The 14,203-nt window shown below is 60.8% G+C and carries 12 protein-coding genes and 1 pseudogene; 4 read left to right on the top strand and 9 right to left on the bottom strand.

All coding sequences use genetic code 11. The features are described 5' to 3' along the window. Window positions 1–96: 96 nt before the first annotated feature. Window positions 97–1,086 carry an aldo/keto reductase gene (locus tag RGCCGE502_RS13895; protein WP_016554804.1) on the bottom strand — a complete coding sequence of 330 codons (990 nt, stop codon included), beginning with the start codon at window positions 1,084–1,086 and terminating at the stop codon, window positions 97–99. 14 nt (window positions 1,087–1,100) lie between these two features. After that, window positions 1,101–1,495: pseudogene (locus tag RGCCGE502_RS13890) on the bottom strand ((R)-mandelonitrile lyase). Window positions 1,496–1,618: 123 nt separating this feature from the next. Here RGCCGE502_RS13890 and RGCCGE502_RS13885 point away from each other — a divergent pair. Continuing rightward, window positions 1,619–2,512 carry a LysR family transcriptional regulator gene (locus tag RGCCGE502_RS13885; protein WP_016554801.1) on the top strand — a complete coding sequence of 298 codons (894 nt, stop codon included), beginning with the start codon at window positions 1,619–1,621 and terminating at the stop codon, window positions 2,510–2,512. A 61-nt stretch (window positions 2,513–2,573) separates the two neighbouring features. Here the strand turns inward: RGCCGE502_RS13885 and guaD are convergent, their stop codons facing one another. The 3 genes from guaD to RGCCGE502_RS13870 are packed head-to-tail and all read right to left on the bottom strand — an operon-like array spanning window position 2,574 to window position 5,587. Further along, the gene (gene guaD, locus RGCCGE502_RS13880) at window positions 2,574–3,881 is read right to left on the bottom strand and encodes a guanine deaminase (protein WP_016554800.1); all 1,308 of its coding nucleotides are present in this window, start codon (window positions 3,879–3,881) and stop codon (window positions 2,574–2,576) included. Between the two features lie 39 nt (window positions 3,882–3,920). After that, window positions 3,921–4,352, bottom strand: coding sequence for a COG3650 family protein (locus RGCCGE502_RS13875; protein ID WP_016554799.1), 432 nt, complete (start codon window positions 4,350–4,352; stop codon window positions 3,921–3,923). Then, the gene (locus RGCCGE502_RS13870) at window positions 4,349–5,587 is read right to left on the bottom strand and encodes a urate hydroxylase PuuD (protein WP_016554798.1); all 1,239 of its coding nucleotides are present in this window, start codon (window positions 5,585–5,587) and stop codon (window positions 4,349–4,351) included. The genes RGCCGE502_RS13875 and RGCCGE502_RS13870 overlap by 4 nt, the downstream gene beginning before the upstream one ends. A 744-nt stretch (window positions 5,588–6,331) precedes the next feature. Between RGCCGE502_RS13870 and RGCCGE502_RS13865 the strand changes: the two genes are divergently transcribed. Further along, window positions 6,332–6,664 (top strand): hypothetical protein, encoded by a 333-nt coding sequence (locus tag RGCCGE502_RS13865; protein WP_016554797.1) that lies wholly within the window; start codon window positions 6,332–6,334, stop codon window positions 6,662–6,664. Here the strand turns inward: RGCCGE502_RS13865 and RGCCGE502_RS13860 are convergent. Continuing rightward, the gene (locus RGCCGE502_RS13860) at window positions 6,661–7,566 is read right to left on the bottom strand and encodes a LysR substrate-binding domain-containing protein (RefSeq protein ID WP_016554796.1); all 906 of its coding nucleotides are present in this window, start codon (window positions 7,564–7,566) and stop codon (window positions 6,661–6,663) included. The two genes, RGCCGE502_RS13865 and RGCCGE502_RS13860, sit on opposite strands and share 4 nt — an antisense overlap. Window positions 7,567–7,667: 101 nt before the next feature. Between RGCCGE502_RS13860 and RGCCGE502_RS13855 the strand changes: the two genes are divergently transcribed. Further along, window positions 7,668–7,871 carry a hypothetical protein gene (locus RGCCGE502_RS13855; protein WP_016554795.1) on the top strand — a complete coding sequence of 68 codons (204 nt, stop codon included), beginning with the start codon at window positions 7,668–7,670 and terminating at the stop codon, window positions 7,869–7,871. A 41-nt stretch (window positions 7,872–7,912) separates the two neighbouring features. On the opposite strand, the gene xdhB is transcribed toward RGCCGE502_RS13855, so the two are convergent. From xdhB to RGCCGE502_RS13840, 3 genes are read right to left on the bottom strand one after another with little or no spacing between them, the layout of a single operon-like run. Next, window positions 7,913–10,252, bottom strand: a complete 2,340-nt coding sequence (gene xdhB, locus RGCCGE502_RS13850; protein ID WP_016554794.1) for a xanthine dehydrogenase molybdopterin binding subunit — start codon at window positions 10,250–10,252, stop codon at window positions 7,913–7,915. Continuing rightward, on the bottom strand, window positions 10,252–11,718 hold the full coding sequence (gene xdhA / locus RGCCGE502_RS13845; RefSeq protein WP_016554793.1) for a xanthine dehydrogenase small subunit: 1,467 nt from the start codon (window positions 11,716–11,718) through the stop codon (window positions 10,252–10,254). The genes xdhB and xdhA overlap by 1 nt, the downstream gene beginning before the upstream one ends. A gap of 33 nt (window positions 11,719–11,751) precedes the next feature. Continuing rightward, window positions 11,752–12,528, bottom strand: coding sequence for a 3-hydroxybutyrate dehydrogenase (locus tag RGCCGE502_RS13840; protein WP_016554792.1), 777 nt, complete (start codon window positions 12,526–12,528; stop codon window positions 11,752–11,754). A gap of 178 nt (window positions 12,529–12,706) precedes the next feature. Between RGCCGE502_RS13840 and glpK the strand changes: the two genes are divergently transcribed. After that, window positions 12,707–14,200, top strand: coding sequence for a glycerol kinase GlpK (gene glpK, locus RGCCGE502_RS13835; RefSeq protein WP_016554791.1), 1,494 nt, complete (start codon window positions 12,707–12,709; stop codon window positions 14,198–14,200). The last annotated feature ends 3 nt before the right edge of the window (window positions 14,201–14,203 follow it).

Here is a 14,203-nt window from a genome sequence, read left to right as displayed (position 1 = left end):
TTGGAGCTCGCGGATTAGTGGACTGATCTCGTTGCTGGCCCCGACGGAAAGGCAATCTCCATTGTTACCCTTACCTTCCGCTCGCTTGGTCGCCGCTCAGCGGTCGACCCTTGCCTGGAGATGTGCCGGATAGCGGTCGCCTTCGACCTTTATGCCGGCGAGTGCTGTTTCGATGGCCGCAAGGTCGGCAGCCGTCAGCTGCACGGCGGCGGCGCCGATGTTTTCTTCCAGGCGGTGCATCTTCGTCGTGCCGGGGATCGGAACGATCCAGGGCTTGCGAGCCAGAAGCCAGGCAAGCGCGATCTGCGCCGGCGTCGCGCCCTTTTCGCGGGCGATCTCGCCCAGTCGATCGACGAGCGCCTGATTGGCCTTGCGGGCTTCGGCGGAAAAGCGCGGAACGACGTTGCGGAAGTCCTTGCTGTCGAAGGTGGTCTGCTCGTTGATCGCGCCGGTCAGGAAGCCCTTGCCGAGCGGGCTGAAGGGAACGAAGCCGATGCCAAGCTCCTCGAGCGTTGGCAGGATGTCCTGTTCCGGCTCGCGCCACCACAGCGAATATTCGCTTTGGAGGGCGGCGACCGGCTGCACCGCATGCGCACGGCGGATCGTTCTGGCGCCCGCTTCCGAAAGGCCGAAATGCTTGACCTTGCCCTCGCTGATCAGATCCTTGACCGTGCCGGCGACATCCTCGATCGGTACATCAGGATCGACACGGTGCTGGTAGAAGAGGTCGATCACGTCGGTGTTGAGGCGTTTCAGCGCCGCATCGGCGACCTCCCTGATATGAGCGGGGCGGCTGTTCATGCCGCTTTGGCCACCATCCGGGCCGAAGTTGAAGCCGAACTTGGTGGCTATCACAACCTTGTCGCGGAACGGCGCCAGCGCCTCGCCGAGCAGGGCTTCGTTCTTGTAGGGACCGTAGGCTTCCGCGGTGTCGAACAAGGTGACGCCGCGTTCGAAGGCGGCGCGGATCAACTTGATCGCATCCGCGGTGTCCGTTGCCGGGCCGTAGCCGTAGCTCAGGCCCATGCATCCGAGGCCGAGGGCGGATACTTCGAGGCCGCTTTTTCCGAGTGTGCGCTTCTGCATGGAATTTTCCTTTCCTAGCCCTGGTATTGTTCGTCTGTGACCTTTTCCATCCAGTCGACCACCTTGCCGTCGAGGGCTTCGGCGATCGCGATATGGGTCATGGCTGTCGTTGCGGATGCGCCGTGCCAGTGTTTCTCACCCGGTTCGAACCAGACGATGTCGCCGGTGCGGATGTCTTCGACAGGTCCGCCTTCGCGCTGCGCGCGACCGCTGCCGGAGAGGATGATCAGCGTCTGACCGAGCGGATGGGTATGCCATGCGGTGCGAGCGCCGGGCTCGAAGGTTACCGTTGCACCGCCGACACGCGCCGGTGCCGTCCCGTTGAACGGCGCATCGATGCGGACCGTTCCGGTGAAATAATCCGCCGGTCCTTGGCGGATGGATCGGAGCCGTTTCGCTTGATTTTCATCTTTCGTCCTTTCGTGAGCTCAGGAGCATGGTGCTCGGCTGACGTTCGGAAGAAGATCTAGTGCGGATGCTTTCCTGCGATTAGATGGTATAAACGGTATAAGCTTATGAGTGAGATTCATGAATGACGCGGCAATCGATCAACGACCTCATCGCCTTTCTGGCTGTGGCGCGGGAGAGAAGCTTCACGAAAGCGGCGGCCAAGCTCGGCGTGTCGCAATCGGCGCTCAGCCATACGATCCGCGGCCTTGAAACACGCCTCGGCCTGCGGCTGCTGACGCGCACGACACGCAGCGTGTCGCCGACGGAGGCAGGCGAGCGCCTGCTGAACTCGATAGGGCCGCGTTTCGACGAGATCGAGAGCGAGTTGGCAGCGCTCAGCGAATTTCGCGAGAAGCCTGCTGGTACGATCCGCATCACTGCGGGAGAGCACGCCGCTGACGCTGTACTCTGGCCGGCGCTGGAAAAGCTGCTGCCTGATTATCCCGATATCAATGTCGAGATCATCGTCGATTATGGGCTGACCGACATTGTCGCCGAGCGTTACGATGCCGGGGTGCGGCTTGGCGAGCAGGTGGCGAAGGACATGATCGCCGTACGCATCGGGCCTGACATGCGGATGGCTGTCGTTGGAGCGCCCGTCTATTTCGAGCGGCGACCGAAGCCGCTGATTCCTGCCGATCTCACCGACCACAACTGCATCAACCTGCGCCTGCCGACCTATGGCGGGGTCTATGCCTGGGAGTTCGAGAAGGACGGGCGCGAAGTGAAGGTGCGCGTGGAAGGACAGCTGGTGTTCAACAACGTACAGCTACGGCTGAACGCAGCACTTTCGGGGCTCGGTCTGGCGTTCGTGCCGGAAGTGCTGGTGCGACAGCCTCTGTCCGATGGGCGGCTTACTCGCGTGCTTGAGGATTGGTGCGCGCCGTTCCCCGGATACCACCTCTATTATCCGAGCCGGCGGCAGACCTCACCGGCCTTCGCCTTGCTGGTCAATGCGCTTCGCTACCGGGGGTGATGCGCGCGAAATCCGTCCACTGTTTTTGGGCGGACTGTCGACTTCGGATTATCTCTGAATCTCAGATCGCGCTTTTCGCTGCGACGCCCGCGACGTAGGTCTCCACGATCGCGCGGTCATCACCCATGGTCTGCAGCAGGAAGAGTTCTTCCGGCAGCGTTTTCACGACCTCCATCTTCAGCGCCATGGCGGGCGTCGCGGCGGCGTTGACGACGACGATATCGGCGTCAGAGCCGACATCGAGCGTGCCGATCCGATCGGCAAGCGACAGCGAGCGGGCGTTGCCCAATGTCATGTGGTAGTAGCTTTCCAGCGGGTTCAGGCGTTCGCCGAGCAACTGCTGGATCTTGTAGGCCTCGTCCATGGTGCGCAGCATCGAATAGCTGGAGCCACCGCCGATATCTGTGGCAACGCCGATCCGAACCGGCTTTTCGCGGCGAACGAGTGCCTTCAGCGGGAAGAGACCGGAACCGAGGAAGAGGTTGGATGTCGGGCAATGGACCGCGACCGAGCCCGCCTCGCTCATCGCATCCGCCTCGCGATCCGAGAGATGGATGCAATGGCCGAAAAGCGTCTTGTCGCCGAGCAGACCGTAGCGGGCGTAAATATCGGTGTAGTCGATCGCCTCGGGATAGAGCTCGCAGGTAAACTTGATTTCGTCGTGATTCTCCGAGAGATGCGTCTGGATGTGCAGGTCGGGAAATTCGCGGGCAAGAGCCTGGGTCGCCTCCATCTGTGCCGGTGTCGAGGTAATCGCGAAGCGCGGGGTGATGGCGACGTGGTTGCGGCCCTTGCCGTGCCATTCGGCGATGATCTGGCGGGTCTCGTCGTAGCCCATCTGCGGTGTGTCGAGCAGGCCCTGCGGGGCGTTGCGGTCCATCATCACCTTGCCGCCGATCATACGCATGTTGCGCTTCAGCGCCTCGGCGAAAAAGGCGTCGGCGGAGGTCTTGTGGACGGAGCAGTAGGCGACCGCCGTCGTCGTGCCGTGGCGGATCAGTTCGTCGTAGAAATGCGTGGCGATACGCTCGGCATGTGCGCCTTCGACGAAGCGGCACTCCTCTGGGAAGGTATAGGTGTTCAGCCATTCCAGCAGGTTTGCCGCATAGGAGGCGATCACCTGCATCTGTGGGAAATGCAGGTGCATGTCGATGAAGCCAGGCATGATGAGGTGCGGGCGATGATCGAAGGTCACGGTATCGACTGGGGCTTGCGCGCTGATTTGGTCATAGGGGCCGCGCGCAATGATCAGGCCGTCCTTGATCAGAAGCGCGCCATCGCTTTCGTAGAGATAGCTTCCGGTATCGCCAAGGTCATCAGGCGCACGCAGGAAGGAAAGCAGCCGGCCGCGGAAGAGTGTGTGTGTCATGGCGTTCTGCCTCGATTGTCTTGTCAAGCGGCGTTCGCGTCAGGGCGCCGGCTGGGCGGCAATGGCCGCCGGAGTGTCGGCGCAGCCGTACATGGTCTTGTCTCCGAATACCAGAACCGCGTTCAGTGTGTAGTGGCGATCGGACATGCCGTCCGAGCACTCCCCTTTGGTCAGGGTCAGCTTGAAGGGTGCCGGCCCGTCGGCGATTGTCCAGGTGGCGCGATCGTTCTCTATGACCGGACCGGGGTTGGCGCTTTTGACGTCCTCGATACGTGGACGACTGAACGTGAGCCCGTCGGTGCGGATCTTGATCGCCCAGAAGGGTTCGGTGCCAAGTGCGTTGAGACCGCCGGAAAAATTGCCAGCAGGCGGTTTCGCGCCGCCCTCCGATCCCGAAGCATCCGCACCACTCTGCCCGCAGGCGGTCAGGGTGGAGGCGAGGAGCAGGGCGCGAAGGGCGGCTGAGATCATTCCTGTTTGCCTTCGACTGCGCTTTCGAACCAGGCGACGAGCAGCTTACGCTCGTCCGGCGTGATATCGGTCACGTTGCCGGGCGGCATGGCGTGGCTGCGGCCTGCCTGTATATAGATCTCGCGCGCATGAGCGGCAATTTCGGCATCGGTTTCCAGAACGACATCCTTCGGCGGTCGCGCCAACCCCTCATAGACGGGCTCGGCGGCATGGCACATGGAACAGCGCGTGCCGACAAGCTGCTTGACTGCGGGGAAATGCGCGTCGCCGGCGAATTGCAGGAACGCGGGCGCAACGGCCTGTGCGTCCTTCTCGCCGGTCAGCACCTTCGGCACCGTCGACAGCCACATGATCAGGATGAAGAGGATGACGGTGACGATCCAGGTCCAGGTCGGGCGGCCCTTGCGAGCATGCGTCGTGTTGAACCAGTGGCGGATTGTGACGCCCATCAGGAAGACGAGAGCCGCGATCACCCAGCTATAGGCGGTGCCGAAGGCCAGCGGGTAGTGGTTCGACAACATGAAGAAGATGACGGGCAGCGTCAGGTAGTTGTTGTGAAGCGAGCGCTGTTTGGCAATGGCGCCGTATTTGGCATCAGGCGTGCGCCCGGCGATCAGGTCGGCGACGACGATCTTCTGGTTCGGGATGATGATCATGAAGACGTTGGCCGACATGATCGTTGCCGTAAAAGCGCCGAGATGCAGGAAGGCTGCGCGGCCGGTAAAGAGCTGCGTATAGCCCCAGCCCATGAAGACGATCACGGCGTACAGCACCGCCATCAAGCCCCAGGTGTTCTTGCCGAGCGGCGATTTGCACAAGAGGTCGTAGGCGATCCAACCGACGGCGAGCGAGGCAAGCGAGATCAGGATCGCCAAAGGCGCGCTGATGTCGAGCACATGGCGGTCGATGAGGAAGAGGTCGGCACCACCATAGTAGACGATACAGAGCATCAGGAAGCCGGAGAGCCAGGTGAAATAGCTCTCGTACTTGAACCAGGTGAGGTGTTCCGGCATCTGCGCCGGGGCCACGAGATACTTCTGGATGTGGTAGAAGCCGCCACCGTGCACCTGCCACTCCTCGCCGTAGGCACCGGGCGGAAGATGCGGCCGTTTCACCAAGCCGAGGTCGAGCGCAATAAAATAAAAGGACGAGCCGATCCAGGCAATCGCGGTAATGACGTGGAACCAGCGGGCCGCAAAGGCCAACCATTCCCACGCGATGGCATATTCATACATTGAGTTCCCCTGTACTTCCCTCGACTCATCACATTGCAGAAAGTGGTGTCCTGAGGAAAGGGGATATGCGTCGATCAAGCATCAACAGTAAGCGTCCAGCATCCCTCGCAGTAACGAACTTGTGAAAATGTGCCGCACGGATCGAGTACACACGCAAAGCTCGCAGCGTCCGAGGCACCCACCACTTGCTCGGCGTTCAGGTCCTCCCACCATTCTCACCGTGTTCATTTGCGCCTAGAGACCCAAACAGCACTCGGCGCCCGTCGCCTCCGGCGGCTTGAGGCAGGCATCGGGCCGCTGTCCTACTCCCGGATCAGGCCGAAGGGCCAAGCTTGATCGGCGTTGTAATATGCAAACCTTATCAAGACCCTTGGATTAACCGCTTAGGTGGCGAGCCCGTCGCCATCTTTCGCCCCCAAAAGCCTTTTTCGGGAACAAGTGTTCCTGCACTCCGGGCGGGAGCACGTCAAAAGAATATGTGCCAAGCCAAGATGTCGACGCTTTTGCATCGGATGCTCTCCTGATGGTCGTGATCTCGTCGATCACGAAGCGGGCTTGTGGGCCACCGTTCGCAAGCACGCGGAATGGTAAAGCGCCGTTCAATGTGCGTGTGTCGACGCCGCTTGCAGCATGGAAAGTGGCTTGAAATGTCACGGATCGATTACAATTTCAGTTTTGAGGCCGTCGGAATGAGGTGAGAATCACACCATTCCGACGGCGCATTCATCGACGGAGATGATGCCAATGCGCAGCATTCTTGTGTGTGTGATGATTGCATTTGCATCCTGTGCCTACGCGCACGATGCGCCGTCGGGTTGGAGCTATGAGCCCTTTTGTTGCAATGGCGACAGCGAGAACGGGGACTGCCAGATGATTCCTCCCAAGAGCGTCGCGATCACGCCGCACGGCTATCGGGTCACGCTGCTACCGGGTGATCATAGGCTTGTTACACACGCACATGTCTTCCTTCTTCCCATGGGCAAGGCAATGCGTTCCGGTGATGGCGACTATCACCTTTGTCTGTTCCCGAACGAGGACACGCCGCGCTGCTTCTACGCGCCTCAGATGGGTTATTAGCTGCCGCCGGTCCCGGCGACGTTCATTTCAGCAAGAATCCAGTTTCGGAATGCCTTGATCTTAGGGACGTTGCGGCGGTTCTCCGGATAAGCCAGCCAGTAGCCGCGGCCATCGGTGCATTGAAGCTCGAATGGGCGGATCAGCTTCCCGCTCGCGAGTTCCTCCGGATAGAAGTCAGGTGTCAGGATCGCAACACCCTGGCCGGCCACCGCGGCTGCGGCCTCATAGGCCTGGGCGCCATAAAAGCTCGTGCTTCTCTTCTCGAAGCTGGGAATCGGTACGCCCGCAGCTTCGAGCCATTGGTGCCACCAAGGATCGGTGGGATCGAAAATCCGAAGCGTCAAGAGGTCGGCAGGCTCATGAATCCCGCCAATGCTTTCCGCCAGTGCCGGGCTCAGCATGGGCGTGAAATAGACGTCCATCAGTTTGTCCGCCCGCAGCCCCGGCCATTCGCCCCTGCCTGAGCGGATGCCGACATCGACAGCTTCGCGGCCGAAATCGACCAGCGAATCCGTGGTGCTGAGCCGCACGGCGATATTCGGATTGGCGAGTTGAAAATTGCCGAGCTTGCGCGCAAGCCATTGGGACGCGAACGTCGCCAGGCAGGTGATCTGTAGGGTTACCTCTGTTTCCCCACGCGCCTCGGCCATGGCGAGTTGCAGCATTTCGAAAGCTTCGGTCACCTGCGGGGCCAGCCGTTCTCCGGTCTCGGTCAGACTGATGTGGCGTGGACGACGCAGGAACAGCGGCTCGCCGACATTCTCCTCCAGTAGTTTTACCTGGTAGCTAACGGCGGTCTGCGTCATGCCGAGTTCTTCGCCTGCGCGCGTAAAGCTGCCGAGCCGCGCCACGGCCTCGAAGACCCGCAGGGCGTTCAAAGGAAACTGCTTCGACAGCTTCATGGATAAGTTCTCTTTATGTGTTACGGCAATCGTTCGATTGGAATTCCAGCATTTATTGGCGCAATCTGCAACCCAACGGATCAGATTATTGAGGTGATGTTATGGATTGCACCGTTATCGAGCACGAGAGCCATGTGAGGGTTCCCGAGACTTCCAATTGGCTCTCAGCCCTTGGCCGCAGGCTGCTGCGGCGGGTTTCGGAATGGGACCGGTTGGACCTCGAAGGCATGCCGGATCGCGTCAAGCGCGACCTCGGTTTCCTGGACGGGCGGGAGCCACGTTTCGACAAGGAGTTCTGGCAGTAGGCGTCAACTGAGAAAAGGCAGCACTTGAGTGCTGCCTTTTCTCAGGCCTGCTTCATTCGCTCGACGGCCATCAGCACGCGCTCGGGTGTTGCCGGCGCGTCGAGCCGAGGGCAAACCTTATAGTTCGCAACACTGGCAACAGCCATCGAGAGTGCTTCCAGCACCGAAATCGCCAGCATGAACGGTGGTTCGCCCACTGCCTTTGAGCGGCCGATGGTGGCTTCCGTATTTTCCGACCATTCCGCCAGCCGGACGTTGAAGCTCTTCGGGCGATCGGAGGCGAGGGGAATCTTGTAAGTCGAGGGCGCGTGTGTGCGCAGCCTGCCTTTTTCGTCCCACCACAACTCTTCGGTCGTCAGCCAGCCCATGCCCTGCACGAACGCACCTTCGACCTGGCCGATATCGATCGCCGGGTTCAGCGAGCGCCCGACATCGTGCAGGATATCGACGCGTTCAATCATGTATTCGCCGGTCAGCGTGTCGATCGACACTTCCGAGCAGGCGGCGCCGTAGGAGTAGTAGTAGAACGGAGTGCCTCGGCCAGCCGCGCGATCCCAATGGATCTTAGGCGTCTTGTAAAAGCCCGCAGCGGAAAGCTGAACGCGGGCAAAATATGCCTGCTTGATGAAGTCAGGGAAGGCGAATTCCTTGTCGCCGACCCGGACACGGTTCGGCAGGAAGACGACATCCTTTGGCGGCACCGCCCATTTCTCGGCGGCAAAGGCGACCAGCCGCTCCTTGATCTGGCGGGCGGCATCGTAAGCTGCCATGCCGTTCAGATCCGATCCGGACGACGCCGCCGTTGCCGAGGTATTCGGCACCTTGCCTGTGGTCGTGGCTGTGATCTTCACCCGCTCGATGTCGACCTGGAAGCTGTCGGCCAGCACCTGCGCCACCTTTGTGTAGAGGCCCTGGCCCATCTCTGTGCCACCATGGTTCAGGTGGATCGAGCCATCCTGATAGACATGAACAAGAGCGCCTGCCTGGTTGAAAGCGGTCAGCGTGAAGGAGATGCCGAACTTCACCGGCGTCAGTGCAATGCCCTTGCGGATATAGCGGCTGTTGCGGTTGAACTCGACGATTGCGTTGCGGCGCACCTGATAGTCCGCGCTTTCCTCCAACTCACTGACGATGCGGCCGATGATGTTGTCTTCGACCTCCTGGTGATAGGGGGTGAGCGTGCGACCCGAGCCGGGTTGTCCGTAGAAATTCAGTTTGCGGATCTCGAGCGGATCCTTGCCGACGGCGTAGGCAATTTCTTCAATGAAGCGTTCCGCACCGAGCATGCCTTGCGGGCCGCCGAAGCCGCGGAAGGCGGTGTTCGAGACGGTGTGAGTTTTCAGCGGCTTCGAAGCCAGGTGAACATGCGGATAGAAGTAGCTGGAATCCGCGTGAAACAGCGCGCGGTCGGTCACCGGCCCGGAGAGATCGGAAGAGAAGCCGCAGCGGGCGGCGTAGGTGGCGTCAACGGCGTGGATCCGGCCATCGTCGTCGAAGCCAAGCTCGTAATCGACAAGAAAATCGTGGCGCTTGCCGGTGGCAGCCATATCCTCGTCGCGGTCCGGCCGGAACTTGATGGCACGCTTCAGCTTCTTGGCGGCGATCGCAGCAAGGGCTGCGAACTGGTTGCCCTGCGTTTCCTTGCCGCCGAAGCCGCCACCCATGCGGCGAACGTTCACCGTCACCGCATTCGATGGGATATCGAGGACGTGGCCGACGATGTGCTGGATCTCGCTAGGATGCTGGGTTGACGACCAGACGGTAACCTCGTCGTCCTCGCCCGGGATCGCCATCGCGACATGGCTTTCCAGATAGAAATGCTCCTGGCCGCCGATCCGCATCTGGCCCTTCAGGCGCCGCGCCGCGTTTTCCATTTCCGTTTTCGCATCGCCGCGCTGAAGGGTCATCGGCGTGATGACGAGCGGGCTGCCGTTGGCAAGCGCGCCGTCGATATCGCTCCAATGCGGCAGATCGCGGTACTCGATCTTCGCCTTGCGCGCCGCTCGCCGGGCAATCTCGCGCGTCTCGGCAATAACGGCGAAGATCGGCTGGTTGTGGAATTCGACCTTCTGTTCGGCGAGCAACGGTTCGTCGTGGCTGCCGTTCGAACTGACGTCGTTGACGCCCGGGACGTCCTTGCCGGTGAACACCCAGATGACGCCTGGTGTGGCTTCGACCTCCGAGAGGTCCATGCTGACGATCTCGGCATGCGCCCGGTCTGACAGGCCCAAAGCGCCGTGCAGCAGGTCGACAGGCTCAGGCAGATCGTCGATGTAGTCGGCAGAGCCGGTGACATGCTTGTGTGCGGAATCGTGGCGCTGCGCGTCGTGCATGGCGCCGTTGATGATGAATTTGGGATCGGCGAAGGTCGACTTGTCCATCATGCCACCTCTTCGAAGCGGTGGAGTTCAGCCGGCGTTCCTGATGTTTCCAGGAAAAAGCGCATCAGCAGGTTCTTCGCCGTCAGTTGGCGATATTCGGCCGTTGCACGCCAGTCGGTCAGTGGCTGGAAGTCGGCATCGAACTCGGCACGCACCGCCTCGATCGTCTGTTCGTTCCAAGGTTTGCCCATCAGCGCATTCTCGACGTGCCGCGCGCGCTTCGGCGTTGCTGCCATGCCCCCAAAGGCGATCCGGATGTCGTTGACGTCGCCTTCGCCGTCCAGCGTCAGATAGAAAGCGCCGAGAACCGCGGTGATGTCTTCATCGCGGCGCTTGGTGATCTTGTAGACGGCAAATCGCGTATCCTCGGCGGGATATGGGACGAAGATGCTCTCGACAAATTCGCCGGGACGCCGATCCTGCTTGCCGTAAGCGATGAAGAAGTCCTCGAGCCGTAGCATCCGCGGACCGGCAACAGAGCGCAGCGTCACCGTGGCACCAAGGGCGATCAAGGGTGGTGGCGTGTCGCCGATCGGCGAACCGTTCGCGATATTGCCGCCGATCGTGCCCATGTTGCGGACCTGATCTCCGCCGATACGGTCGATGAGACGGCCAAGTGTGGGCACCTTCTTGGCAATGATCTCGAAGGCGCGGCTGTAGGTGACACCTGCGCCGATTGTGAAGCCGCCTTCGCCCGCGGTGATCGATTGCAAATCGGTCAGATGGTTGATGAAGACAACCGGATCCAAGGCACGCATCTGCTTGGTCACCCAGAGCCCGACATCGGTAGAGCCGGCAACAATGGTGGCGTTTACTTCCTCGGCCAGAACGCGCGCCAGCGCGTCCAGCGAGCCCGGCAGGACCAGCCGGCCCTCTGCCGTGGTGATCGAAATGGTCTGGCTGCTCCGCATCGCCCAGAGACGCGAAATGATCTCGGAGCGGGTTTTCTCGAGCGGGTCGAAGAGTGCGCTCGGGCGGGTGTGGCTCACCTGCTCGGCGGCTTTCACGATCGGCTCGTAACCGGTGCAACGACAGAGATTGCCTTGCAGTGCCTTTTCGATGTCGGCCCGGCTCGGGTTGTCGTTGGAAAGCCAGAGACCATACATCGACATGATGAAGCCCGGCGTGCAGAACCCGCACTGCGAACCGTGGCAATCGACCATTGCCTGCTGTACCGGATGCAGCGTGCCATCCTTGGCGGCCAGATGCTCGACCGTGACGACATGGGTGGCGTTCAGCGATCCCATGAAGCGGATGCAGGCATTGACGGACTCGTAGTGCAGCTTGCCGTCGATCAGCCGTCCGACGAGGACGGTGCAGGCCCCACAATCGCCTTCGGCGCATCCTTCCTTCGTCCCCGTCAGCCGGCGCTTCAACCGGAGATAATCAAGAAGAGTCTCGGTCGGACGGACATCGCTGAGCGTGACGTCCTTGCCATTCAGGATGAAGCGGATGCTGTCGTTCATGTCGTTCCCAGGTTTTTATCTTTGTTTGAATCGTTATGCCGCGGTCCAGCCACCGTCAATCGAGATGTGGGTGCCGGTTACCTGCCGGGCTTCGTCGCTTGCGAGATAGAGAGCCAGCGCGCCAATCTCTTCCGCCTTGACGAATTCATGCGTCGGCTGGGCCTTGAGGATCACGTCAGTCTTGACCTGCTCCTCAGTGATGCCGCGTGCCTTCGCCGTATCCGGTATCTGCTTCTCGACGAGAGGCGTCAGCACGTAGCCCGGGCAGATCGCGTTCACCGTCACGCCGAATTCGGCAAGCTCCAGCGCCGCCGTCTTCGTCAGGCCCAATATACCATGCTTTGCCGCGACATAGGCGGATTTGAATGGCGACGCGACCAGGCCATGCGCAGAGGCGATGTTGATGATGCGGCCCTGTTTTTTTGTCTTCATCAGCGGAATAGCTGCCCGCATTGTATGAAACGAGCTCGACAGGTTGATCGCAATAATCTGGTCCCACTTTTCGATCGGGAAATCCTCGATCTTCTCGACATGCTGAATCCCGGCATTGTTAACCAGCACATCGACGCTGCCGAAGGTCTTGGCGCCTGTTTCGATCAGATCCGCGATTTCAACCGGCTTCGTCATGTCTGCCGGATGGTGGATAACCTTCGCCTCCGAGGTCGATTCAAGTTTCTCGATTATCGCCTTGATTTCCTCAGGCTTTCCGAAGCCGTTGATGACGATATTGTCGCCCTTGCCAGCGAAGGCTGCCGCGATCGCAAGGCCGATGCCGCTGGTGGATCCGGTGACGACGACTGTTCTGGCCATTCTCTTCTCCTCAAGCCATTTTGCGACGCAATAGAGGTGAGGTTATGCGCAAAGCATCGTTGCTGGCAATTGCGCTGATGCCAAATCTCTTGTGTCGAAGAGAGACTGGGTTCTTTCCTCGCTCGCCCTCCTGTCCTATTGATTTCTCCCGACAATCACGATCAGCGGGGGGACAAGCATGAGCGGATATGTTCTGGCAATCGATCAGGGGACGACATCGACGCGGGCGATCGTCTTCGACGGCGAGATGAAGATCGCCGGTGCGGGCCAGAAGGAATTCCGCCAGATCTATCCTCAGTCGGGTTGGGTGGAGCACGATCCGGAGGAAATCTGGGATTCTGTTGTCTCGACGATCAAGATGGCGATCCGCGAAGCCAGGATCGAGGCAAAGGACATCGCTGCGCTCGGGATTACAAACCAGCGTGAGACTGTCGTCGTCTGGGAGCGTGAGAGCGGTAAGCCGATTCATAACGCGATCGTCTGGCAGGATCGCCGCACGGCAAGCTATTGCGACAAGCTGAAGCGGCAGGATCTCGAAAAGACCTTCACCAGGAAGACCGGCCTTCTCCTTGATCCATATTTCTCCGGCACCAAGCTTTCGTGGCTGCTCGCCAACGTCAAGGGTGCGCGGGCACGTGCCGCCAAGGGGGAATTGTGCTTCGGCACGGTCGATACCTTCCTGATCTGGCGGCTGACGGGCGGGAAGGTGTTTGCGACCGATGCGACGAACGCCTCCCGGACGCTGATGTACAACATTGCTGACAACAGCTGGGACAAGGATCTCCTTGATATCCTGCGGGTTCCTGCGGCAATGCTGCCCGAGGTGAAGGACTGCGCAGACGATTTCGGTACAACCGAGAAGCGGATACTTGGGGCGGAGATCCCGATCCTTGGTGTCGCCGGCGACCAGCATGCCGCGACCATCGGGCAGGCCTGCTTCGAGCCCGGCATGATGAAGTCGACCTACGGCACCGGTTGCTTTGCGCTGCTCAACACCGGCAGCGATATGGTTCGCTCGAAGAACCGCCTGCTGACGACGATCGCCTACCGGCTGAACGGCGAGACGACCTACGCGCTCGAGGGTTCGATCTTTATCGCGGGCGCGGCCGTGCAGTGGCTTCGCGACGGGCTCGGCATCATCGATAAGGCCTCGCGCACCGGCGAGCTCGCCGACGCCGCCGATCCGACGCAGGAGGTTTATCTGGTGCCGGCATTCACCGGGCTCGGTGCGCCGCATTGGGATGCAAACGCCCGCGGCGCGATTTTCGGTCTGACGCGCAACAGTGGCCCGAAGGAATTCGCGCGTGCTGCACTCGAAGCGGTTTGCTATCAGTCCCGCGACCTGCTCGATGCCATGCACAAGGATTGGAAAGGCGGTGTGGAGAGCACCGTTCTTCGCGTCGATGGCGGCATGGTCGCGTCCGACTGGACGATGCAGCGTCTTGCCGACATTCTCGACGCGCCGGTCGACCGGCCCGTTATCCTCGAAACCACGGCGCTCGGCGCCGCCTGGCTTGCCGGCAGCAAGGCGGGCGTCTGGCCTGATCGGGGAGGCTTTGCCAAGAGTTGGCAACGCAACCGCCGCTTCGAGCCGGCTATGGACGAGAAGACGCGCGCAGCAAAGCTCAAGGGCTGGCGTAGTGCGGTCAAGCGCACGATCGCCGACGTGTGACGA

This window comes from Rhizobium grahamii CCGE 502 (genome assembly GCF_000298315.2).
Classification (GTDB): Bacteria; Pseudomonadota; Alphaproteobacteria; order Rhizobiales; family Rhizobiaceae; genus Rhizobium; species Rhizobium grahamii.
This window is presented reverse-complemented; position numbering and strand designations above follow the sequence as displayed.

Excerpts from the sequence above, each read along its gene's own strand:
- RGCCGE502_RS13895 (WP_016554804.1), bottom strand. The coding sequence starts at position 1,086 with ATGCAGAAGCGCACACTCGGAAAAAGCGGCCTCGAAGTATCCGCCCTC.
- RGCCGE502_RS13885 (WP_016554801.1), top strand. The coding sequence starts at position 1,619 with ATGACGCGGCAATCGATCAACGACCTCATCGCCTTTCTGGCTGTGGCG.
- guaD (WP_016554800.1), bottom strand. The coding sequence starts at position 3,881 with ATGACACACACACTCTTCCGCGGCCGGCTGCTTTCCTTCCTGCGTGCG.
- RGCCGE502_RS13875 (WP_016554799.1), bottom strand. The coding sequence starts at position 4,352 with ATGATCTCAGCCGCCCTTCGCGCCCTGCTCCTCGCCTCCACCCTGACC.
- RGCCGE502_RS13870 (WP_016554798.1), bottom strand. The coding sequence starts at position 5,587 with ATGTATGAATATGCCATCGCGTGGGAATGGTTGGCCTTTGCGGCCCGC.
- RGCCGE502_RS13865 (WP_016554797.1), top strand. The coding sequence starts at position 6,332 with ATGCGCAGCATTCTTGTGTGTGTGATGATTGCATTTGCATCCTGTGCC.
- RGCCGE502_RS13860 (WP_016554796.1), bottom strand. The coding sequence starts at position 7,566 with ATGAAGCTGTCGAAGCAGTTTCCTTTGAACGCCCTGCGGGTCTTCGAG.
- RGCCGE502_RS13855 (WP_016554795.1), top strand. The coding sequence starts at position 7,668 with ATGGATTGCACCGTTATCGAGCACGAGAGCCATGTGAGGGTTCCCGAG.
- xdhB (WP_016554794.1), bottom strand. The coding sequence starts at position 10,252 with ATGGACAAGTCGACCTTCGCCGATCCCAAATTCATCATCAACGGCGCC.
- xdhA (WP_016554793.1), bottom strand. The coding sequence starts at position 11,718 with ATGAACGACAGCATCCGCTTCATCCTGAATGGCAAGGACGTCACGCTC.
- RGCCGE502_RS13840 (WP_016554792.1), bottom strand. The coding sequence starts at position 12,528 with ATGGCCAGAACAGTCGTCGTCACCGGATCCACCAGCGGCATCGGCCTT.
- glpK (WP_016554791.1), top strand. The coding sequence starts at position 12,707 with ATGAGCGGATATGTTCTGGCAATCGATCAGGGGACGACATCGACGCGG.